Annotated in this window: 18 protein-coding genes; 15 read left to right on the top strand and 3 right to left on the bottom strand. The window is 73.1% G+C overall.

Features of this window, described 5'->3' with window-relative positions:
• Window positions 1-24 precede the first annotated feature (24 nt).
• The 4 genes from ACFFHC_RS02015 (at window position 25) to ACFFHC_RS02000 (ending at window position 4,330) form a co-directional block, all read left to right on the top strand.
• Window positions 25-759, top strand: a complete 735-nt coding sequence (locus ACFFHC_RS02015) for a DUF6882 domain-containing protein (protein WP_070703430.1) — start codon at window positions 25-27, stop codon at window positions 757-759.
• Window positions 743-1,660, top strand: coding sequence for a GNAT family N-acetyltransferase (locus tag ACFFHC_RS02010; RefSeq protein WP_237769692.1), 918 nt, complete (start codon window positions 743-745; stop codon window positions 1,658-1,660). Before ACFFHC_RS02015 ends, ACFFHC_RS02010 begins: the two co-directional genes overlap by 17 nt.
• Before the next feature lie 75 nt (window positions 1,661-1,735).
• A complete protein-coding gene (locus ACFFHC_RS02005) occupies window positions 1,736-3,523 on the top strand; it encodes a proline--tRNA ligase (protein ID WP_101849482.1) in 1,788 nt (595 codons plus the stop codon).
• Between the two features lie 18 nt (window positions 3,524-3,541).
• The gene (locus tag ACFFHC_RS02000) at window positions 3,542-4,330 is read left to right on the top strand and encodes a sulfite exporter TauE/SafE family protein (protein WP_070703428.1); all 789 of its coding nucleotides are present in this window, start codon (window positions 3,542-3,544) and stop codon (window positions 4,328-4,330) included.
• 36 nt (window positions 4,331-4,366) lie between these two features.
• Here the strand turns inward: ACFFHC_RS02000 and ACFFHC_RS01995 are convergent, their stop codons facing one another.
• From ACFFHC_RS01995 to ACFFHC_RS01985, 3 genes are all read right to left on the bottom strand, one after another.
• Entirely contained in the window at window positions 4,367-5,704 is a 1,338-nt protein-coding gene (locus ACFFHC_RS01995) for a CapA family protein (protein WP_141494132.1), read from the bottom strand.
• Window positions 5,705-5,733: 29 nt separating this feature from the next.
• A complete protein-coding gene (locus ACFFHC_RS01990; RefSeq protein WP_101849480.1) occupies window positions 5,734-7,050 on the bottom strand; it encodes a CapA family protein in 1,317 nt (438 codons plus the stop codon).
• 63 nt (window positions 7,051-7,113) lie between these two features.
• Window positions 7,114-8,070, bottom strand: coding sequence for a hypothetical protein (locus ACFFHC_RS01985; protein WP_141494133.1), 957 nt, complete (start codon window positions 8,068-8,070; stop codon window positions 7,114-7,116).
• A gap of 150 nt (window positions 8,071-8,220) precedes the next feature.
• Here ACFFHC_RS01985 and rimP point away from each other — a divergent pair, with 150 nt between their 5' ends.
• From rimP to rpmA, 11 genes are all read left to right on the top strand, one after another.
• Window positions 8,221-8,703, top strand: a complete 483-nt coding sequence (rimP, locus tag ACFFHC_RS01980) for a ribosome maturation factor RimP (RefSeq protein WP_070705096.1) — start codon at window positions 8,221-8,223, stop codon at window positions 8,701-8,703.
• Window positions 8,704-8,772: 69 nt separating this feature from the next.
• A complete protein-coding gene (nusA, locus tag ACFFHC_RS01975; protein ID WP_070705095.1) occupies window positions 8,773-9,807 on the top strand; it encodes a transcription termination factor NusA in 1,035 nt (344 codons plus the stop codon).
• 16 nt (window positions 9,808-9,823) lie between these two features.
• Window positions 9,824-10,246 (top strand): YlxR family protein, encoded by a 423-nt coding sequence (locus ACFFHC_RS01970; RefSeq protein WP_379802625.1) that lies wholly within the window; start codon window positions 9,824-9,826, stop codon window positions 10,244-10,246.
• Between the two features lie 69 nt (window positions 10,247-10,315).
• Window positions 10,316-13,138 carry a translation initiation factor IF-2 gene (infB, locus tag ACFFHC_RS01965; RefSeq protein ID WP_101849478.1) on the top strand — a complete coding sequence of 941 codons (2,823 nt, stop codon included), beginning with the start codon at window positions 10,316-10,318 and terminating at the stop codon, window positions 13,136-13,138.
• Window positions 13,139-13,257: 119 nt separating this feature from the next.
• Window positions 13,258-13,692, top strand: a complete 435-nt coding sequence (rbfA, locus tag ACFFHC_RS01960; RefSeq protein WP_070705091.1) for a 30S ribosome-binding factor RbfA — start codon at window positions 13,258-13,260, stop codon at window positions 13,690-13,692.
• A complete protein-coding gene (truB, locus tag ACFFHC_RS01955; RefSeq protein ID WP_083323532.1) occupies window positions 13,689-14,735 on the top strand; it encodes a tRNA pseudouridine(55) synthase TruB in 1,047 nt (348 codons plus the stop codon). Before rbfA ends, truB begins: the two co-directional genes overlap by 4 nt.
• Window positions 14,736-14,745: 10 nt before the next feature.
• Window positions 14,746-15,702, top strand: coding sequence for a bifunctional riboflavin kinase/FAD synthetase (locus ACFFHC_RS01950; RefSeq protein ID WP_101849477.1), 957 nt, complete (start codon window positions 14,746-14,748; stop codon window positions 15,700-15,702).
• Window positions 15,699-16,970: a rod shape-determining protein RodA gene (rodA, locus tag ACFFHC_RS01945; RefSeq protein ID WP_083323531.1), complete on the top strand. Its 1,272-nt coding sequence runs from the start codon at window positions 15,699-15,701 to the stop codon at window positions 16,968-16,970. The genes ACFFHC_RS01950 and rodA overlap by 4 nt, the downstream gene beginning before the upstream one ends.
• Window positions 16,971-17,244: 274 nt before the next feature.
• Window positions 17,245-20,028 (top strand): Rne/Rng family ribonuclease, encoded by a 2,784-nt coding sequence (locus ACFFHC_RS01940; RefSeq protein WP_379802618.1) that lies wholly within the window; start codon window positions 17,245-17,247, stop codon window positions 20,026-20,028.
• Between the two features lie 265 nt (window positions 20,029-20,293).
• Window positions 20,294-20,602 carry a 50S ribosomal protein L21 gene (gene rplU / locus ACFFHC_RS01935; protein WP_101849475.1) on the top strand — a complete coding sequence of 103 codons (309 nt, stop codon included), beginning with the start codon at window positions 20,294-20,296 and terminating at the stop codon, window positions 20,600-20,602.
• A gap of 42 nt (window positions 20,603-20,644) precedes the next feature.
• A complete protein-coding gene (rpmA, locus tag ACFFHC_RS01930) occupies window positions 20,645-20,908 on the top strand; it encodes a 50S ribosomal protein L27 (RefSeq protein ID WP_101849474.1) in 264 nt (87 codons plus the stop codon).
• The last annotated feature ends 68 nt before the right edge of the window (window positions 20,909-20,976 follow it).

Genomic DNA, 20,976 nt, shown 5'->3' with positions numbered 1-20,976 from the left:
AGGGCAGCGCCTAGGCTGTCCCCCATGGAGCAGACGCACGCAGCCGCCCTCGACAAGGCCACCATCGTCAACGATGCCGTCCTGTGGTCGCGCATCATCCAGCGCCACTTCGACGAGTTCCTGGACCAGGAGGTCGGCCCCGACGCGCAGATGGGCGCCGACCTGGAGGGTGGCCGCATCCAGTGGGCCTCCGAGACCGCCGACGTCACCGGCGACGTGCACCTCATCGCCTCGGTGGCGCCCGGCCCCAAGTCGCTGCTCTGGGCCTGGGCCAACGAGATGTTCGCCGAGACCGAGGTGGCCGCCCTGTCCCACCGGGTGCGGGAGTTCGGCGAGGCGCACGGCGTGACGGACCTGTCCGAGGCCGAGGTGCCGCTGGACACCGAGGGCCGTGAGCTCGAGGCCGCCGTGGTCGCCGCCGCCCACGAGGCCGGCATGGTGGCCGCCAAGGTCACCGGCACCCACCCCTACTACGTGTCCGACGCGGGCAACGGCACCTGGGTGGTCGTGCTCGTCTCGGGCCTGCAGATGCCCGCCCCCGCGCTGGCCGTGCTGCCCGGTGTCCTGGGTGAGGTGCTGGAGTCCGGCGTGCTGACCGACCACCGTCGCGCGCTGTACCACCTGGGCCTCGACGGCCCGTGGCCCGCCACCTGGTCGGCCGACGGCTCCCGCGTGCGCTTCGACGACGGCGAGGGCCGGGTGGAGGTCGAGCTCGACGAGCAGGGACGGATCGTCCGGGTCAGTGGCGATCTGGCCTGACGCCTGGACCCCGCGCCGCTCCGTGCGGCGCCCGTCCGCCCACGTGGCGGTGCTGGGGCCGCAGCACGCCCCGCAGGTCATGGACCTGTGCGCCGCGGACCCGGCCGCCACGGTCTTTGTCGCCTCGCGCGTCCGCGAGGGCGTGCTGCAGGTCCGGGGCCACGTGCTGGGCTGGCTGGTGGGCGGCCGCCTGCGCGCGATGGTGCTGTGCGGCGCCAACGTCGTGCCGGTGGGGGTGGACGAGGAGTCCGTGGGGCCGCTCGCCGAGCACGTGGAGTCCCGCCGGGCGCTCTCCAGCTCGGTGTTCGGCACGGCCACCGAGGTGGGTCTGCTCTGGGACCGCCTGCGTCCGCTGTGGGGGCCGGCGCGCGACGAGCGCATGGACCAGTGGTCGATGGTGACCTCCACCCGCCCCTCCTCGCTGGGCGTGCAGGCCGACCCCCGGGTGCGCCCGGCCCGTCCCCACGAGGTGGACCTGCTCTACCCGGCCGGTGCGGCGATGTTCACCGAGGAGATCGGCTACGCGCCCTACCAGGGATCTCCCGCGCGGTACCGGGCCGGGTTCGTCCAGCTCGTGGCGCAGGGGCGTTCCTTCGTCGTGATCGAGGACGGCCGGGTGGTGTTCAAGGCCGATGTCGGGTCGGTGGCCCTCGGGGTGGCCCAGGTGCAGGGTGTCTGGACGCACCCGGACCTGCGGGGACGTGGCCTGGCCACCGGGGCGATGGCGGGTGTGGTGGAGCACCTGCTCACCCACGGTCTGCCCGGTACGACCCCCGGTGCGCCGCCGGAGCCGGTGGGCACGGTGCACCTCTACGTCAACGACTACAACGTCGGAGCCCGCAGGGTCTACGAGCGCATCGGCATGCGCCGGGTGGGGACCTTCGCCACCGTGATCCTCTGACTCCGGCGGCAGGTAACCTCGTGCCCACCCGGCGCCCGGCCGGGCGACCCGTACCACCCACGAGAGGCTGAGCCGATGGCACTGCGCATGTCCACCCTTTTCCTGCGGACCCTGCGCGAGGACCCGGCCGATGCCGAGCTGCCGGGCCACCGCCTGCTCGTGCGCGCCGGCTACGTGCGCCGAGCCGCCCCGGGCGTCTACACCTGGCTGCCGCTGGGCCTCAAGGTGTTGGAGAAGGTCAAGGGCATCGTCCGCGAGGAGATGGAGGCCATCGGCGACCAGGAGCTCGCCTTCCCCTCGCTGCTGCCGCGGGAGCCCTACGAGGCCACCAACCGGTGGGAGGAGTACGGCGACAACCTGTTCCGCCTCACCGACCGCAAGGGCGCGGACATGCTGCTGGGCCCCACCCACGAGGAGATGTTCACCCTCGCGGTGAAGGACCTCTACACCTCCTACAAGGACCTGCCGGTCAGCCTCTTCCAGATGCTGCCCAAGTACCGCGACGAGGCCCGTCCGCGCGCCGGCGTGCTGCGCGGCCGCGAGTTCGTCATGAAGGACGCCTACTCCTTCGACGTCGACGAGGCCGGGCTGCAGCGCTCCTACGAGAAGCACCGCGGGGCCTACGTGCGGGTCTTCGACCGCCTCGGCTTCGACTACGTGGCCGTGCACGCCGACTCCGGCGCGATGGGTGGCTCGGCCAGCGAGGAGTTCCTCGCGGTCATGGACTCCGGTGAGGACACCTTCGTCCGCGACGCCTCCGGTTACGCCGCCAACGTCGAGGCCGTGCGCATGCCGGTCGTGCCGGTGCCCAGCGACGAGGCCGCCCGCACCGAGCTGTGGGGCCACCTGCCGGCCGCCCACGTGGAGCCCACCCCGGACACGCCCACCATCGAGACGCTCGTGGACGCGGCCAACGCCTCCCACCCGCGCACCGACGGCCGCGCGTGGACGGCTGCCGACACGCTCAAGAACGTCGTGGTCATGCTCGTGCACCCCGACGGCACCCGCGAGCCGCTGGCGATCGGCCTGCCCGGTGACCGCGAGGTGGACGCCAAGCGCTTGGAGGCCCAGGTGTCCCCGGCCGAGGTGGAGCCCTTCGAGGCCGCCGACTTCGAGCAGTACCCCGCCCTGGCCAAGGGCTACATCGGCCCCGGTGTGCTCGGCGAGGAGAGGGCCACCGGCATCCGCTACCTGCTCGACCCGCTGGTGACCCCCGGCTCGGCCTGGGTGACCGGTGCCGACGAGCACGGCAAGCACGTCTTCGACCTCGTCCACGGCCGCGACTTCACGGCCGACGGCACCATCCACGCCGCCACCATCCGCGAGGGCGACCCCAGCCCCACCGGTGAGGGCACGCTCACGCTCGCCCGCGGCGTGGAGATGGGCCACATCTTCCAGCTCGGCACCAAGTACGCCGAGGCGCTGGGCCTCAAGGTGCTCGACGAGAACGGCAAGCTCGTCACGGTGCAGATGGGCTCCTACGGCATCGGCGTGACGCGCGCCGTGGGCGTGGTGGCCGAGACCCACCACGACGAGATCGGCCTGGTGTGGCCGCGCGCGCTGAGCCCGGTGGACGTGCACGTGGTGGCCACCGGCAAGGACGCCGCGGTGCTGGAGAAGGCCGAGGAGCTCACCGCCGCCCTGGAGGCCCAGGGCGTCAGCGTCCTGCTGGACGACCGCCCCAAGGTCTCCCCGGGCGTGAAGTTCAAGGACGCCGAGCTCATCGGCGTGCCGACCATTCTCGTGGTGGGCAAGGGCCTGGCCGACGGCGAGGTGGAGCTCAAGGACCGCGCGTCGGGCACCGCCCGCGCGGTGCCGGTCGACGACGCCGTGGAGGCCGTCGTCGCCGAGGTCCGCTCCTGATGGCGGCGCGCGCACCGCGTGCCTGAGCTGGAGGTCACCCTCGGGCTGCTGGCGCTGATGTTCGGCGCCGGCCTGCTCGCGGGCTGGATCGACGCCGTCGTGGGCGGCGGGGGACTGGTGCAGCTGCCGGCCCTGCTGCTGGGCCTCCCACAGGCCGCGCCGGTGCAGGTGCTGGCCACCAACAAGGTGGCCAGCATCGCCGGCACCTCCGTCAGCGCGGTGACCTACTACCGCCGGGTGCGGCCCGACCTGCGCACGGCCGTCCCCCTGGCGCTGCTCGCCTTCGTGGGCTCGATGGGTGGTGCCAAGGTGGCCTCCCACCTGCCCAAGGAGGCGTTCACGCCCGTCATCATGGCCGCCCTGCTCCTCGTGGGCGGCTACACGCTGGCCCGCAAGGACCTCGGGCAGCAGGCGCGCCTGCGCTTCGACGGCCACCGCCACCTGGTCGTGGCCGGGCTGGCCGGCGCCACCATCGGCTTCTACGACGGTGCGCTCGGGCCGGGCACCGGCAGCTTCCTCGTCTTCGCCCTCGTGGGCCTCATGGGCTACGACTTCCTGGCCGCCAGCGCCAAGGCCAAGATCGCCAACCTCGCCACCAACCTCGCAGCCCTGGCCGTCTTCGTCCCGATGGGGGCGGTCGTCTGGCAGGTGGGCCTGGTGATGGCCGCCGGCAACGTGGTCGGCGGCTACCTGGGCACCCGCACGGCCGTGGCGCGCGGCGGGACGTTCGTGCGGACGGTCTTCATCGTGGTGGTCGGCGCCTTCCTCGTGCGCCTGGGCTGGGACCTGACGGCCACCCACCTCTGAGCCACGAGGGGCCGGAGGTGGGTGGCCTGGACCGCCTCAGCCCTGCGGCTGCATGATCTCGGCGTGGCAGGACGCCGCGCCGAGCCGCTCGATGGTGGCCTTCGTGCGGGCGAAGGACTCGGGGTGCTGGGTCTCGCTCACCGGAGCCACCTCGAAGGCGGGCTGCGTGGTGAGCGTCGGCTGGTAGCTGGCCTTCTGGTCCCAGCCACCCTTCCCGTCGGCGGTGAAGGTGATGCCGGCGATCATGCCGTCCTGCACCTGGGGCGGGAAGCTGTTGGTCGGCTTCTTGCGCTGGGCCGAGAGGAAGTTGCCCAGCCCGTAGAAGACGGTCTTGTCGTTGATGGTGGCGCACGGCTGCGGCAGGTGGGCGTGGTGCCCCACGATGGCGTCCACCTGGTCGCCCTCGAGCAGCTGGTGGGCCATGTCCTCCTGCTCGGGACGCGGCGGGATGGAGTACTCCGCGCCCCAGTGCATGACGGCCACCACCACGTCGGCGCCCTGCTCGCGGGCCTTCCGGGCCTGGGCCTCGATGCCCTTCTTCCCCTGCGCCATCCACATGTGCTTCTCCATCCACGGGTGGCTGGGCAGCGAGGGGGAGAGGCCGGCGTTGGCCACGTTGTAGGAGTAGGTCACCACGCCCACGGTGCGGTCCCCGGCCTTCACGAGCACCGGGTTGTCCGAGCCGTCGCCCTGCTGGCCCCCCGTCGCGTCGGCCGCCGGGCCGATGGGCGTGACGCCGGCGTCCTCCATGATCTTCCGGGTGGCCCGGATGCCGTCGACGCCCTGGTCGAGCGTGTGGTTGTTGGAGGTGCTGCACGCGTCGATGCCGGCGCCGGCCAGGGCGTCGGCCTGCTCGTGCGGGGTGTTGAAGACCGCGATCTTCATGCTCTGCGTGAGGTTCGTGTTGTCGGGGGACAGGGGCGTCTCCTGGTTGCAGATCGCCACGTCACCGCCGGCCAGCCAGGGCTTCACCTGGGCGAACATCGGCGCGAAGTCGTAGCCCTTCCCGCCCGCATTGGCCTTGGCCTGCTTGATGACGTCGGAGTGCACGAGCACGTCGCCGGTGGCCACCACGGTGAAGGAGGTGCCCTTGGGGGCGGCCTCGGCGGGGGAGCCGCTCGGGGCGCCGGACGCATCCCCGGTGGAGCTGGAGGAGGAGGCGCCCGGGGAGGGCTCTGCGGACTCACCGGCCGAGGCGTCCGGTGCGGAGGCGTCCGCCGGCCCGCCGCCCGAGGGCGCTCCGCTGGCCTGGCTGCTGGGGGTCGTCGTGGACCCGGTGGTGGCCGGGTCGTCGGCGCCGCCGGAGCAGGCCGAGAGGGCCACGCCGGCCAGGGCGGCCAGGGCCAGGGTTCGGTGGGTGGTGGTGCTGCGCATGGTGCGTCCTGTCGTCGACGGGGTGGGATTCACTTCAGCGGGGTCGCGGCGCAGGTGCCGGGACCGAGGGCGTTCATGGCCTGCCGCGTGCGCTCGAAGGACGCGGGGTTCTCCTGCGGCGAGGTCGGCTGCACCACGAAGTCGGGGCGGGTCACGAACGTGGGCTGGTACTCCAGCTCCTGCTCCCAGGTGGTCTCGCCGTCGCGGGTGGTGGGGGTGAAGGTCCAGCGCAGCAGCACGCCGTCCTGGGTGGTGATCGGCTTGGCGGGGTAGCGGTTCGGGCCCTGCTCGGAGAGGAAGTTGCCCATCCCGTAGGCCACCGTGCGCCCGTCGACCGTCTCGCACGGCTGCACCACGTGGGCGTGCGACCCGGCGATGGCGTCGACCGCACCGCCGCGCAGGACGGCCCGGGCGAGCTCACGCTGCTCGGCGTTGGGCTGCTGCTGGTACTCGGTGCCCCAGTGCATCTGCACCATCACCACGTCGGCGCCGGCCTCCCGGGCCGCCCTCGCGTCGGCGGTGATGCCCTCGGCACCCCGGCCGCGGTACAGGTGCGGGTCCATCCACGGCATCTCGCGGTTGTGCGTGGTGCCGTAGGCGTTGAGCGTGTTGTACCCGTAGCTCAGGAGCGCCACGGTGGCACCACCGGCGTCGAGCAGCACCGGCTGCCGCGGGCCACCGTCGCCCGGGGGCACCGGGCCCACCGGCTGGATGCCGTTGTCGCGCAGCACCTGCCGGGTGTCACGGATGCCCTGCACCCCCCGGTCGAAGGTGTGGTTGGTGGCGGTGTCGCAGGCGTCGTACCCCGCATCGGCCATGGCCTCGGCCAGCTCGTGCGGGGCGTTGAACGAGAAGGTGCCGGGCGAGTCGGTGAGGTCCTCGTTGTCCGGGGAGAGGGGGGTCTCCTGCACGCAGGCGGCCAGGTCGGCCGACTGCACGAGCGGCTTCACGCGGGCCAGCATGCCGTCGAAGGCGTACCCGTCCCCGGGCCGCAGGGCGTCGGCTCGTTCCTGGAGCACGAAGTGCGTGAGCATGTCGCCGGTCGTCACCACGGTGAACGCGCGGGGCGCGTCGCCCCCGTCGGGCGACGGACTGGCGGACGCCTGGGGGGAGGACGGCGTCGAGGGGGCGGACTCTCCCTCCGAGGGGGAGGCGCCGGAGGACGGCGACGCATCCGGGCCCGCGGCCTCCTCGGGGGACGTGGAGCCGGACGAGGGTGCGGAGCCGGTGGTGCTCGGGTCGCCCTCGGGCGTCCCGGGCTCGTCGCTGCCGCAGCCCGTCAGGACCAGTCCGCCCAGGACGAGTCCGGCCAGCAGACGGGTGGGCAGGGTGGTCGGACGGTGCATGGTTCCCCCGGTCGTCGGTCGTGGTGCGTCGGTGTGGTGCGTCGGTCGTCGGTGTGGTGCGTCTCAGTCCTGCGGCACGCTCGGCGTGGAGTGCTCGTTCCAGTCCATCTGCAGGCCGGTGGCGATCCCCAGCAGGGCCGTGTACAGGTGCACCGCCTTCGGGTCGTCGCCGCGGTCGGCCACCTGCGTGCGCAGCTCGGCCACCCACGGGTCGAGCACGGCCCGGAACCGGTCTCCGCGCTCCTTGCGGTCCATGACCTCTCGCGGCAGGGCGTACCCGATCTCCTGCGAGGGCCCGGCGCGGCCGGCGAGGTTCTGCACCACCCGCCGCGCGTCCTGCAACTGTCCCAGCCGGCGCACGCCGGGCTTGCGGGCGTCGGGGCCCAGGCGGGTGGTGAGCACCTGCATCGCCCACGTGACCTCGTGCAGGGAGCCGAGGGCGGACGCCGCCACCGGTGCGCAGTCGTTGGGCAGGCTCACGAGCGGCCCCACGGGGTTCACCACGTGGGCGGCGCCGATCCACCAGGCCACCATGTCGCTGGCCACGGGGAGGTCGTCCGTGGCCTCGTGCAGGCGGGGGAGGATCGCGTCGGCGGAGGCCAGCAGGGCACGCGCGACGTCGCGGTTCACCTCCGGCTGCAGCACCTTCTTCTCGTCGATCGCCACCGCACCGTTCTTCTCCTTGAGGTGGCGCACCTGCTCCACCAGGCCGTCGGTGACCCAGCGCGTGGAGATGTACGTGGCCGGGCGCTGGGCGTGGGGCACGGCGCCGTGCGCGCGGGAGGTCGCCATCGCGTAGCGGGCACCGCTCTGCACGAGCTGGAGCACCGTCTCGTCGGCGGACGCCTGGCGTCCCGGGTGCGCCTCGCTCTCGCGGTGCACCCCGCAGGCCGAGAGCCCGGCCGGCAGCACCAGCCCGGCGACGGCCGCCCGGGCCCAGGCACGGCGCGAGGGGCCGCTCGGCGTGGCGGTGTCCGAGGGGGCGGTGCGGTCGTCGCGGTGGGGGAGGCGCATCATCACGCTCCGATGATGGCACGCGGGCAGCGGGCCCGCTGCGGTGGACTCGCCCGTCCGGATCGTTCCCGACTAGGATGCTGGCCACAATTCGGTGCGCACCGCGCCGGGCATCCGACTCGAGAACAGCCGTCCGACCGGCACCAGGAGGCACACGTGGCACTCGCAGACCGCGCCGAGAAGGTGCAGCAGATCGCCGGGCAGGCCGTCGCCCCGCTGGGGCTCGAGGTCCCCGACGTCGTCATCACGCCGGCCGGCAAGCGCTCGGTGGTGCGCGTCCTGGTGGAGCCCACCCTCCCGGCGCAGGACGACGGGGCCTCCGTGCTGGAGCCGGTGACCCTCGACCAGGTGGCCGAGGCCACCGAGGCCGTGAGCACCGCCATCGACGCCGACGACCCCTTCGGCGAGCAGCCCTACACGCTCGAGGTCAGCTCCCCGGGCGTCGACCGTCCGCTCACCGCCCCGGAGCACTTCCGCCGCGCCGTGGGGCGGCTGGTGGAGTTCCGGGCGGAGGGCGCCGAGCCGTTCACCGCCCGCGTCGTGCGCGTCACCACCGAGGGCGTCGAGCTCGAGGACGGGCGCACCCTGGCTGCCGGTGAGACCGGCACCGGTCAGGTCCAGGTCGAGTTCCGCCGGTGACCCACCCGCCCCGCGACCGCGGGGCCCACAGCTGTCCGAGCCCCCACGGGGCCGTGCGAGGAGAAGACAATGAAGATCGACATGGCAGTGCTCCGCGACCTGGAGCGAGAGCGCGAGATCCCGCTCGACGTGCTGGTGCCCTCCCTGGAGGCCGGCCTCCTGCAGGCCTACCAGCACGAGGCCGGCGGCCGGCGCAACGCGCGCGTGGAGCTCGACCGCAAGACCGGGCAGGTCGTGGTGTGGGCCCGCGAGGACGCGCCGGTGCTCGAGGACGGCACGCGCGGCGAGGCCGGTCCCGAGTTCGACGACACCCCCGAGGACTTCGGCCGGATCGGGGCGTTCACCGTGCGCCAGGTGATCCGCCAGCGCCTGCGCGACATCGAGGACGAGGCCGTCCTGGGTGACTTCAAGGGCAAGGAGGGCGACATCGTCGCCGGGGTCATCCAGCAGAGCAACGACCCGCACGCCATCCACGTCGACCTCGGCACCATCGAGGGCCTGCTGGGCACCTCCGAGCAGGTGCCGCTGGAGAAGTACGCCCACGGCGACCGCATCCGCTGCTACGTCATCCACGTCAAGCGCGGTATGAAGGGCCCGGTCATCGGCCTGAGCCGCACCCACCCCAACCTCGTGCGCAAGCTCTTCGCGCTCGAGGTGCCCGAGGTGGCCGACGGCACCGTGAAGATCGAGTCCATCGCCCGCGAGGCGGGGCACCGGTCCAAGGTGGCCGTGCGCGGGACGCAGTCCGGCGTCAACGCCAAGGGCGCCTGCATCGGCCCGATGGGGGGCCGCGTGCGGGCGGTGATGAACGAGCTGCAGGGCGAGAAGATCGACATCGTCGACTACGACGAGGACCCGCAGCGCTTCGTGGCCGCAGCGCTCTCCCCGGCCAAGGTAACCTCCGTGACGGTGGTGGACGCCAAGACCCGCTCGGCGCGGGTCACGGTGCCCTCCCACCAGCTCTCCCTGGCCATCGGCAAGGAGGGGCAGAACGCCCGTCTGGCGGCCCGCCTGACCGGCTGGCGCATCGACATCCAGCCGGACCAGCCGGTCGGTGGGGCGGCGGACGCGGACGCCCCGGCAGCCCCGCCGTCGGCGGGCTGACGTCCGGCGGGTTAGAATGGGTGGTCCTGCGGGTACGCCTGCCCCCCACACCCCCGTGCGAACGTGCGTCGGGTGCCGCGGCAGGGACCCCCAGGCGGAGTTCGTGCGCCTCGTCGCCATCCCTGCCCCCTCGGAACCGACCGGGGTGGCTGCCGGGCACGACGGCGGTCCGGACGGGCCCCGGACATCCGGTCGGTCCGGCACGCGTGTGGTGCCGGACCCGATGCGTAGGTTGCCCGGGCGTGGAGCACACCTCCACCCCGACCCTGCGTGCGTGGAGCGTGCCGTGCAGCGGCGCGCCATCCCGAGAGCCCTGCGGCTCCCGGGCGACGTCGACCTCGGCGAGGTCATCTCGTGGGCAGAAGGGCTCACGACCTCGGGCGAGCAGACGAGAGGAACAGGACATGGAAGCGGGACACACGCGATGAGCACCCGATGAGTACTCAGCGATGAGCACCCAGTACTGACAAAGGCCCCGCCTGCCTGGCGAGGGCCAGACAGGAGAGATGTGGCAAAGCTCAGGGTCCACGAGCTCGCGAAGGAGCTCGGAGTCACCAGCAAGGAGCTGCTGGCCCACCTGAAGGAGCAGGGCGAGTTCGTCAAGTCGGCGTCGTCGACGGTCGAAGCCCCGGTCGTGCGCAAGGTGCGCGACAACCCCCCTGCCGGCGCGCAGCCGGCCGACGCCCCTGCGGGCGAGCAGAAGAAGGCCGACGCCAAGCCGGCCGCCGGGTCCGGCCCCAAGCCGGGTCCGAAGGCGACCCCCGGTCCCAAGGGCGCGACGCCCGGCCCGAAGGCCACGCCCGGTCCCAAGCCGTCCGCGGGGAAGCCCGCTGCGCCGACCCCCGGGCCGAAGGCGACCCCGGGTCCCAAGGCGACCCCCGGGCCGAAGCCGGGCCGCGCCGCCCAGCAGGAGTCCGCGGGCAAGGCCGCTCCGGCCGCCACGCCGGGCCCCAAGGCCACTCCCGGCCCCAAGGCGGCCCGTCCGGGCAACAACCCGTTCGCGCCGAGCCAGGGCATGCCCAAGCCGGGCAGCGCCCGTGGTGCCGGCAAGCCGGGTGCGCCGCGTCCGGGCAACAACCCCTTCGCCACCAGCCAGGGCATGCCCAAGCCGGGCAGCGCCCGTGGTGCCGGCAAGCCGGGTGCGCCGCGTCCGGGCGGTGACCGTCGCCAGGGTGCGCCGGCCGCTCCCGGCCAGCGCCGTCCGGCCGAGGGCGGCGCACCGACCCCCGGGCCCCGTCCCGGTGGCGGCCCCCGCCCGAACCCGAACATGATGCCGGGCAAGGCCGCCGTGCCGCGCCCCGGTGAGCGTCCGCAGCGGGGCCGTGGCGGTCCCGGCGGTCGTCCCGGTGGCGGCCCCGTCGGTGGTGGCCCGCGTGGCGGTCGCGGCGGCCGTGGTGGCACCCAGGGTGCCTTCGGTCGCGGAGGCGGCAAGCGCAAGGCCCGCAAGTCCAAGCGCGCCAAGCGCGCCGAGTTCGAGCAGATGCAGGCACCCTCCATCGGAGGTGTGCAGGTTCCCCGCGGTGACGGCTCGACCGTCATCAAGGTGCGCCGCGGCTCGTCGCTCACGGACTTCGCCGACAAGATCAACGCCAACCCGGCGTCGCTGGTGACGGTGCTCTTCCACCTGGGCGAGATGGCCACGGCCACCCAGTCCCTGGACGAGGACACCTTCGGTGTGCTCGGCGCGGAGCTCGGCTACGACATCCAGGTGGTCTCCCCCGAGGAGGAGGAGGCCGAGCTGCTCAGCTCGTTCAACATCGACCTCGAGGCCGAGGAGGCCGCCGAGACCGACGAGGACCTGGCCCCGCGTCCGCCGGTCGTGACCGTCATGGGTCATGTCGACCACGGAAAGACCCGCCTGCTCGACGCCATCCGCAAGGCCGACGTCGGCGGCGGTGAGGCCGGTGGCATCACGCAGCACATCGGTGCCTACCAGGTGCACACCGAGCACGAGGGCGAGGAGCGTGCGCTGACCTTCATCGACACCCCGGGTCACGAGGCGTTCACCGCCATGCGTGCCCGTGGTGCCAAGGTCACCGACATCGCGATCCTCGTGGTCGCGGCCGACGACGGCGTCATGCCGCAGACCATCGAGGCCCTCAACCACGCCAAGGCGGCCGACGTGCCGATCGTGGTAGCGGTCAACAAGGTCGATGTGGCGGGCGCCAACCCGGCCAAGGTGCGCCAGCAGCTCACCGAGTACGAGCTGGTCGCCGAGGAGTACGGCGGTGACGTGATGTTCGTCGACGTGTCGGCCAAGAACGGCGACAACATCGACGGCCTGCTCGAGGCGGTCCTGCTCACCGCGGACGCCGCCCTGGAGCTGCGCGCCAACCCGGACAAGGACGCCCGTGGTGTGGCCATCGAGGCCAACCTGGACCGTGGCCGCGGTGCCGTGGCCACCGTCCTGGTGACCTCCGGAACGCTGCGCGTCGGCGACGCCATCGTGTCGGGCTCGGCCTACGGCCGCGTCCGCGCGATGCTCGACGAGCACGGCAACCCGGTGGAGGAGGCGCTGCCCTCCCGCCCGGTGCAGGTGCTGGGCATGGACTCCGTGGCCCGCGCCGGTGACACCTTCGTGGTGGCCCCGGACGACCGCACCGCCCGCCAGATCGCCGAGAAGCGTGAGGCCGCGGACCGTCAGGCCTCGCTGGCCAAGGCCCGCAAGCGCATCAGCCTCGAGGACCTCAACGAGGCCCTCGCCAAGGGCAAGGTCGAGACCCTCAACCTCATCCTCAAGGGTGACGTGTCGGGTTCGGTCGAGGCCCTGGAGGACGCGCTGCTGCAGCTCGACGTGGGCGACGAGGTCGACCTGCGGATCATCGACCGCGGCGTCGGCGCCATCACGATGAACAACATCAACCTCGCCGTCGCGTCCGACGCGGTCATCCTCGGCTTCAACGTGCGGGCCGAGGGCCAGAACGCGGACTATGCCGAGCGCGAGGGCGTCGAGATCCGGTACTACTCGGTCATCTACCAGGCGATCGAGGACATCGAGAACGCCCTCAAGGGCATGCTCAAGCCGGAGTACGAGGAGGTGGAGACCGGCTCGGCCGAGATCCGCGAGGTCTTCCGCTCCTCGAAGTTCGGCAACATCGCCGGTTCGATCGTCCGCTCGGGCGAGGTGCGTCGCGGCGCCAAGGCGCGCATCACGCGCGACGGCGTCGTCATCACCGAGGACCTGGAGCTCACCGGTCTGCGGCGCTTCAAGGACGACGTCACCGAGGTCCGCGAGGGCTTCGAGTGCGGTATCAACCTGGGCTCGTGGAACGACGTCCAGGAGGGTGACCTCATCACCACCTACGAGATGCGGGAGAAGCCGCGCGACTGACGCGCACCGCACCTCCGGTCCGAGGGGCCGCACCCACCCGGGTGCGGCCCCTCGGCCGTACGAGACCTGACCTAGGCTGGTGCCCCGCCAGCACGACCCCCTGCACGAAGGAGCCCGACATGGCCGACCCCGCACGCGCCCGCAAGATCGCCGAGCGCATCCGCGACATCCTCGCGGAGAACGTCGCCGCCGTGGTCAAGGACCCGGACCTGGGCATGATGACGGTCACCGACGCCCGCGTGACCCCTGACCTGCAGCACGCCACTGTGTTCTGGACCGTGCTCGGCGACGACCGCCAGCGGGAGCTCACCGACGAGCTGCTGCAGCGCAACCGCGGCAAGCTCCGCACCCTGGTCGGCAAGGGCCTGGGCATCCGCATGACGCCCTCGCTGGAGTTCGTGCATGACGCCCTGCCCGAGGACGCCGCCCACCTCGAGGACGTGCTGCGCCGCGCCAAGGAGGACGACGAGCGCCGTGCGCGGGAGAACGCCGGGGCCGTCTACGCCGGCGACGAGGACCCGTACAAGAAGCCGGCCGACGACGAGGACCAGTGAGCGGCAGGTCGGCGTCGCAGGGCCGTCCCGCGCCCCGGACCCCGCGTCCGGACCCGGCGCCGGACGGCCTCCTCGTGCTCGACAAGCCCGAGGGACCGACCTCCCACGACGTCGTCTCGCGCTGCCGCTGGCTGTGCGCCACCCGCAAGGTGGGGCACGCCGGCACCCTCGACCCCATGGCGACGGGCGTCCTGCTCGTGGGGGTGGGGCGGGCCACCCGCTTGCTGACCCACCTGGTGGGTGCCGACAAGACCTACTCCGCCACGATCCGGCTGGGGGAGGGCACCACCACCGAGGACGCCCAGGGCGAGTTCACCGCCACGCCGGGTGTGCCCGACCGCGAGGTCCTGCTGGCCGGTGGTCCGGCGCTGCAGGACGCCGTCGCGTCGCTCACCGGGGAGGTCCAGCAGGTCCCCAGCGCCGTGAGCGCCCTCAAGGTGGACGGCAAGCGCGCCCACGCCAAGGTGCGTGACGGGGAGGAGTTCGAGCTCGCCCCGAGGCCGGTGACGGTGTACTCCTTCGAGGTGCTCGATCGTCGACCCTCGACGGGTGCCTCAGGCACCGAGACCCTCGATCTCGACGTCCGGGTGAGGGTCTCGTCGGGGACCTACGTCCGCGCCCTGGCGCGCGACCTGGGCCGTGCCCTGGGCTCCGAGGGGCACCTGGTGGCCCTGCGGCGCGAGGCGGTGGGCGGCTTCACCCTCGACCTCGCGGCACCGCTGCAGGAGCTCGTGGAGGTGCGTGAGGGGGGCGGGTTGCCGGCCCACCTGCCCGTGGTGCCGATGGGGGAGGTGGCCCGCCGGGTGCTGCCGGTCGGGCGCCTCGACGATGCCGCCGTGGCGCGCGTGCGCAACGGCATGCAGGTCACCCCCGCGGCCGAGCCCGCGTGGGAGGGCGACCCCTCCCGTGCGCTCACCGTCGACCAGGCGGGGAGGGCGGCGCTGCTGGACGAGGCGGGCGAGCTCGTGGCCGTGGCCACGCGCGCGGGGGAGCGGTGGCAGCCGACCACCGTCTTCCCGCCCGCGACGGGGGCCGGGTCGTAGACTCGCCGCCGTGCTCAGACTGACCCACCCCGACCAGGTCCCCCACGAGGTGCGCCGGCGCGGCACCGCCGTCACCATCGGCACCTTCGACGGCCTCCACCGTGGGCACCGGGCCGTGCTGGACCGCCTCACCGCCGAGGCGCGGGAGCACGACCTCGCCTCCGTGGTGCTGACCTTCCACCCCCACCCGCTGGAGGTGCTCCACCCCGAGCGCGCGCCGGAGGCCGTGTGCAGCCTGGCCCAGCGCCTGGAGCTCCTGGAGTCGGCCGGGGTGGACGTGGTCGTGGCGCAGGAGTTCACCCACGAGCTCGCCGCGCAGGGGCCCCGCGAGTTCGTCGAGGGCACCTACGTGCGCGACTTCGGGATGCGGCGCATCGTCGTGGGGCGGGACTCCCGCTTCGGCCGCGGGAACGCCGGCACCGTCGACACCCTGCGCGAGCTGGGCGAGGAGTTCGGCTTCGAGGTGGTGGTGCTCGAGGACCGCGGGGAGTCCGGCGTGACCCGGTGGTCCTCCACCGCGGTCCGTTCCGCCCTGCGCGACGGCCGAGTCGACCTCGCCGCCGAGCACCTCGGGCGACCGCACACCGTGCGCGGCACCGTGGTGCACGGTGACCACCGGGGGCGCGAGCTGGGCTTCCCGACCGCCAACCTCTCGGCCGACGCCGAGGGCATGGTCCCCGCCGACGGCGTCTACGCCGGCTGGCTGGTGCTCGACGACGCGCCGGACGAGGACCCGGGGCGCCGACTGCCCGCCGCGATCTCCGTGGGCAGCAACCCCACCTTCGACGGTCAGCGCCGCACGGTGGAGGCCCACGTCATCGACCGGACGGGGCTGGACCTCTACGGCCGGTCCGTGGGCGTGGAGTTCGTGCAGCGCCTGCGCGGCATGGTGCGCTTCGGTGGCATCGAGCCGCTCGTGGAGCAGATGACCGCCGACGTCGCGGAGGCGCGGGAGGTGCTCTCGTGAGCGGAGCCTTCCCCGAGACCTCGCCGAGCACCCGCCCCGCGCGCTCGCGCAGCGCCGTGACGTTCCCGACCGACGAGGGGGCGAGGCCGAGCACCGTGCCCCACCGCTGGGCGGCGCCCGTCGGCGCGGTGCGCCCGAGCGACCTCCCCCGCGAGCAGCCGGTCGTCGAGCGGGTGCTGCAGCGCACGGACTGGCCGTTGGTGGGCGTGGCCCTGGCGCTGAGCCTGCTCGGCGCCCTGGCCATCTACAGCACCACCCACATGGACACCGGTGCGGCCACCGCGGTCAAGCACCTCATCAACCTGGGCCTGGGCCTGGGCCTGTTCGCCGTGATCTCCCGCCTGGACGTCTACCGGCTGCGGAGCCTCACCCCGTGGGTGGTGCTCCTGGGCTGGGCCGGCCTGGCCCTGGTGCTCGTCATCGGCAAGGAGATCTACGGCGCCAAGTCGTGGATCGTCATCGGTGGTGGCTTCACCATCCAGCCCACGGAGTTCATGAAGATCGCGCTCTGCCTGGGGCTGGCCGCCATCCTCAGCGACCGGTTGCGCCCCAAGGTGGCCGAGCCCGGCTCGCTGCAGGTGGTGCTGGCCTGGACCCTGGTGTTCCTCACCCTGGGCCTGGTGATGCTGCAGCCCGATCTGGGCTCGGGCATCATCATCGGGCTCATGGGGTTCGGGGTGGTGGCCCTCTCGGGGGCCAACCGGTGGTGGGTGCTGGCCGCGCTCGTGGGGGCCGTCACCGTGGCCACCGTGGCCATCACGAGCGGGCTGCTGGCCAAGCACCAGATGGACCGCCTCACCACCTTCCTGCACCCCGAGCAGGACCCGAGCGGGACCGGCTACCAGGTCATCCAGTCCAAGATCGCGGTCGGCTCCGGCGGGCTCTTCGGGCAGGGCTACCTGCAGGGGCGGCAGGCCCAGGGCGGCTTCCTCCCGGTGGACGAGTCGGACTTCATCTTCGCCGTGGTGGCCGAGGAGTTCGGTCTGGTGGGCGGCCTGCTCGTGCTGCTGCTGCTGGTGTTCGTGGTGCTGCGTGCCCTGTCCATCGCGCAGCGCACGACGGACGTCTTCCCGCGCCTGGTGGCCGTGGGCATCGCCTGCTGGTTCGCCGCGCAGACCACGGAGAACGTGGGCATGACCATGGGCATGCTGCCGATGACGGGTGTGCCGCTGCCCTTCGTGAGCTACGGCGGGTCCTCGATGTTCGCGGGGTGGATCGCCCTCGGCCTGCTCAACGCCATGGCCATCGCGACGCGCTCGGACGACTGACCGCGGGGTCGGGCCGGCCCGCCCGTGGTGTGCGACACTTGTGGGCGGTACGTCCCCCTCACCCCGGGGGCACGTTCCCGGCGCGAACTCCTTGGTCGATGCGGCCACCGGAAGCGTGCCGGCGGTGGGTGACGCGCCTCGCGCGAGCCACGCCGTACCCCAGACTTTTCGCCGCCCACGGCGGCACGAACGACCGCGTGGACGGTCGCGCCGGCAGACCGGAGGGATCCGTCGCCGGCACGGGTGGCGACCCTCCTGCGGTGGAGGTCTCCGCATGACGGACCAGACCCAGCAGCCCGGTTCCTTCGCGCTGCTCTTCCAGGCACCCGACCCCGACGCCTTCCGCGCCGCTCGTTCCCGATCCGAGGACGAGGTCGAGGAGCCCCGTGGGGCCGAGCGCAGCCCGCGCCGCCGGTCCGACGAGGACGACCAGCCCACCGGGCGCCGCCAGCGTGGCGAGGGCCGCGGTCGTCGGTCGCGGGGTGAGCGCGGAGGCCGCGGGCGCGGCGACGAGGGGGCGGAGGCCACCTCGGAGGAGACCCCGGAGCAGGAGCGTTCCCAGGAGCGCGACCACGAGGACCAGGACGACGAGGCGCGCGGCGAGGGCCGTGTGCGCCGCCGTCGCCCGTATCGCCGTCGCCGCCGGGGTGAGGCCGCCGAGGACGTGGCGCAGGACGCCGACGCGTCCGAGGCCCCGGAGGCGTCCGAGGAGCGTGACCGTGAGGACTCCGCTGACGACGAGTCCGAGGGCGGGCGGGGTGGCCGCCGGGCCCGTCGCCGCCGGGGTGGTCGTGGCCGGGGCCAGGCCGACGAGGCCTCCCGCGAGGGTGACGAGGCAACCGAGCAGTCCGACGAGCAGCGATCCGCCGGTGCCGACGACCAGAGCGAGGACGACACCGACCACGAGCGCAGCAGCCGCTCGCGTCGCTCGCGCAAGCGCTCCCGCGGTGGGCGCCGGCGGTCCCGTGGCGAGGGCGGCGAGCAGCAGAGCGAGGCCACCGGCGAGGCCGGGGACGAGGTGACCCGCGTCCAGGGTTCCACCCGCCTGGCCGCCAAGAAGCAGCGCCGCCGCGAGGGCCGCGAGGCCGGCCGCAAGCGCACCGTGCTCACCGAGGCCGAGTTCCTCGCCCGCCGCGAGAGCGTGGAGCGCACGATGCTGGTGCGCCAGTCCGCCGACTACACCCAGGTGGGCGTGCTCGAGGACGGCGTGCTGGTGGAGCACTACATCGACCGCAAGCAGCAGACCACGATGGTGGGCAACGTCTACCTCGGACGGGTGCAGAACGTGCTGCCCTCCATGGAGGCCGCGTTCGTCGACATCGGCAAGGGCCGCAACGGCGTGCTCTACGCCGGTGAGGTCAACTGGGAGGCCGCCGGCCTGCCCAAGGGGGAGCAGAAGCGCATCGAGGCCGCCCTCCAGCCCGGCCAGGCCGTGCTGGTGCAGGTGACCAAGGACCCCATCGGCCACAAGGGTGCCCGCCTCACCGCGCAGGTCTCCCTGCCGGGGCGCTACCTGGTCTACGTGCCGGGCAACACCACCACCGGCATCAGCCGCAAGCTGCCGGACACCGAGCGGGCGCGCCTGAAGAAGATCCTCAAGGACGTCGTCCCGGCCGAGGCGGGCGTCATCGTGCGCACGGCCGCCGAGGGTGCCTCGGAGGCCGAGCTGCGCGCCGACGTCGAGCGCCTCACCGCCCAGTGGGAGCGCATCGCCGCCACCGAGGCCAAGGGCTCGGCGCCGGTGATGGTGCACGGTGAGCCCGACCTCACCACGCGCGTGATCCGCGACGTCTTCAACGAGGACTTCGGCTCGCTCGTGGTCTCCGGCGACCGGGCCTGGGACGAGGTGAACGGGTACGTCGACGCCGTCGCCCCCGACCTGTCGAGCAAGTTGAAGCGGTGGGAGGAGCAGGAGGACCTGTTCGACCACTTCCGGGTGCAGGAGCAGATCGCCAAGGCGATGGACCGCAAGGTCTGGCTGCCCTCGGGCGGGTCGCTGATCATCGACCGCACCGAGGCGATGACCGTCATCGACGTCAACACCGGAAAGTTCGTGGGCTCGGGCGGCAACCTCGAGGAGACCGTCACCAAGAACAACATCGAGGCGGCCGAGGAGATCGTCCGGCAGCTCCGCCTGCGCGACATCGGCGGCATCATCGTCGTGGACTTCATCGACATGGTGCTCGAGAGCAACCGCGACCTCGTGGTGCGCCGCCTGGTGGAGTGCCTGGCCCGCGACCGCACGAAGCACCAGGTGGCCGAGGTCACCTCGCTGGGCCTGGTGCAGATGACCCGCAAGCGCGTGGGCAGCGGCCTCGTGGAGGTCTACGGCGAGGAGTGCCAGCACTGCGACGGCCACGGTCTGGTGGTGAAGGACGCCCCGGTGGCCCCGAAGGGCGGCGGCGGACGCCGTTCCGGCCGCGGCCAGGGCGGTGGCTCGTCCCAGGGTGGGGAGGCCCGCGCCCAGGAGAGCACGCAGCGCCGTCCCTCCGGGCCGTCGGTGGCCCAGATCGCGCGGGCCGTCCACGCAGCCGCGCTCAAGGGCGAGACCGAGGGTGGTGTGCCCGTGGCCCGTGCCGAGGACATGGCCTCCACGCCGCAGGCCGCACCCGAGGGCCCCGCCGCGGAGAGCGCCCAGCCGGTGCCCGCCCCGCAGCAGGTCGCCGCGCAGGTCAGCGAGCCCGAGAGCGAGGCTGCCGCGTCGCCTGGTTCCGCCCCCGAGGCCGTGGCCCCGGCCGAGCCGGCGCCGGTCGTGACCGGTCGCATCGGCCGTCGTCCGTCCGTGCCCGTCGAGCCCGAGGGCGAGGGTGAGCCCTACGTGGGGGCGCCGGTGGCGGACGCCGCCGAGCCCGCCCCGGCGGCCACGGTGCGTCGTTCCACCGCGCGCCGCGTGGCGCGGACGGCCAGCGGGGCCCCCAGCGTCGAGGCGCCGGCCGCCCCGGCGGCCACCACCAGCGTCGCCGGTGGTGCCGGCGTGGCCGAGACCAGCACGGTGCGCCGTCGGGCTCCCCGTCGACGTGCGGTCGCACCCCAGGGCGGTGAGTCCACCTCGGCTTGAGCCGAGGTCACCGAACATGTAGAGTGGAACGTCGGCGCGCCGACCGTGTCTCTTCGGACCTCGTGAGCAACGAGGTGGTGGAGGGAACGCGACCCCGAGGCCCCTGTGCGAGAGCGCATGGAGCAGCGAGTGGCGCGCCGTCGTTCGTCACGATCCGTGAGGCGCCCGCCCGACCGGGCACGGTGCCCATCGGCCCCAGGGCTCGCCCGGGGTCGTCACGAACACCCCGAACCAGTTGTCCAGCAGACCAGAGAGTGAGCTCAACGTGTACGCGATCGTCCGCGCCGGTGGCCGCCAGGAGAAGGTTTCCGTCGGTGACGTGCTCACCGTCGACAAGGTGGCCGGTGAGCCCGGCGAGAGCATTGACCTGCAGCCGCTCCTGCTCGTCGACGGCTCCACCGTCACCGCCGCCTCCGACAAGCTCGCCTCGGCGAGCGTGAAGGCCGAGATCGTGGGTGCCGCCAAGGGCCCCAAGATCACCATCCAGCACTACAAGAACAAGACCGGTTACAAGCGGCGCCAGGGTCACCGCCAGCCGCTGACCGAGGTCAAGATCACGGCGATCAACGCCTGATCAGCCTCCGGGCCCGATCGAGCAGAACGAGGGAGAAGCGACATGGCAAGCAAGAAGGGCGTGTCTTCGTCCAAGAACGGCCGTGACTCGAACGCGCAGCGCCTCGGCGTGAAGCGCTTCGGTGGCCAGTTGGTGAACGCCGGCGAGATCATCGTGCGTCAGCGCGGCACCCACTTCCACCCCGGTGAGAACGTGGGCCGCGGCAAGGACGACACGCTGTTCGCGCTGTCCGCCGGTTCCGTCGAGTTCGGCAGCAAGCGCGGCCGCAAGACGGTGTCCGTCGTGGGCGCCGACGCCACCGCCTGACACGGTTTCCCGCGGTCACGCACCGCGACGAGGTCGCCACGGCGACCACCCCGACGGGGGCGATGCCA

Origin of the sequence: Kytococcus schroeteri (genome assembly GCF_042433515.1) — a bacterium.
GTDB classification, from domain to species: Bacteria; Actinomycetota; Actinomycetes; order Actinomycetales; family Dermatophilaceae; genus Kytococcus; species Kytococcus schroeteri.
The sequence above is the reverse complement of the archived record's forward strand: the minus strand, read 5'-3'. Positions and strand labels throughout refer to the sequence as shown.

Coding starts and splice junctions, on each gene's coding strand:
- nusA (WP_070705095.1), top strand. CDS start 8,773: ATGAAGATCGACATGGCAGTGCTCCGCGACCTGGAGCGAGAGCGCGAG.
- ACFFHC_RS01995 (WP_141494132.1), bottom strand. CDS start 5,704: ATGCGCAGCACCACCACCCACCGAACCCTGGCCCTGGCCGCCCTGGCC.
- rbfA (WP_070705091.1), top strand. CDS start 13,258: ATGGCCGACCCCGCACGCGCCCGCAAGATCGCCGAGCGCATCCGCGAC.
- ACFFHC_RS01940 (WP_379802618.1), top strand. CDS start 17,245: ATGACGGACCAGACCCAGCAGCCCGGTTCCTTCGCGCTGCTCTTCCAG.
- ACFFHC_RS01970 (WP_379802625.1), top strand. CDS start 9,824: ATGGGTGGTCCTGCGGGTACGCCTGCCCCCCACACCCCCGTGCGAACG.
- ACFFHC_RS01990 (WP_101849480.1), bottom strand. CDS start 7,050: ATGCACCGTCCGACCACCCTGCCCACCCGTCTGCTGGCCGGACTCGTC.
- ACFFHC_RS02005 (WP_101849482.1), top strand. CDS start 1,736: ATGGCACTGCGCATGTCCACCCTTTTCCTGCGGACCCTGCGCGAGGAC.
- ACFFHC_RS02015 (WP_070703430.1), top strand. CDS start 25: ATGGAGCAGACGCACGCAGCCGCCCTCGACAAGGCCACCATCGTCAAC.
- rpmA (WP_101849474.1), top strand. CDS start 20,645: ATGGCAAGCAAGAAGGGCGTGTCTTCGTCCAAGAACGGCCGTGACTCG.